At 42.4% G+C, this 458-nt stretch carries 1 protein-coding gene; it reads left to right on the top strand.

Annotation, left to right across the window (positions count from 1 at the left end; genetic code table 11):
- Positions 1-30: 30 nt before the first annotated feature.
- The coding region (locus L9G74_RS19945; protein WP_238898517.1) for a S1 family serine peptidase at positions 31-458 on the top strand (428 nt) is incomplete at its 3' end.

Genomic DNA, 458 nt, shown 5'->3' with positions numbered 1-458 from the left:
CATCTTTACAAAATGAAGGTGGTTTTTGTATTGTTACTATTGGTCGGATTGACCTGGGCAGCCGCAAAACCTAAGGGTAAGACTACTCCTAAACCACAACTCAACTGCGAGTGCGGCAAGAGAAATACGGGCAGAATATATGGTGGAACGCCTACCAAGAAGAACGAGTACCCATGGATGGCCGCAATTGAGGATGAAGATAAGGACCATTATTGTGGTGGATCAGTCATCACCGAAAGACACATATTGACGGCAGCACATTGCGTCTGGGATGTTAAAGTCAAGGATGTGGAAGTTGTTCTCGGAGGCTACGATCTGACTAACTTAAAGGAAACTAATTCACAACGCCTCAAGATCGACAAGATTATAGTTCATGAAAACTACAATACAAAAAATCAGCATAATGACATTGCCATTCTTGTGACTTCCAAAAAAATCATATACAACGAATGGGTCGG

The organism is Shewanella electrica, from assembly GCF_022321485.1.
In the GTDB taxonomy this organism is placed as follows: domain Bacteria; phylum Pseudomonadota; class Gammaproteobacteria; order Enterobacterales; family Shewanellaceae; genus Shewanella; species Shewanella electrica.
Note: the sequence above shows the minus strand (reverse complement) of the source record. Positions and strands in the feature narration are given on the sequence as shown.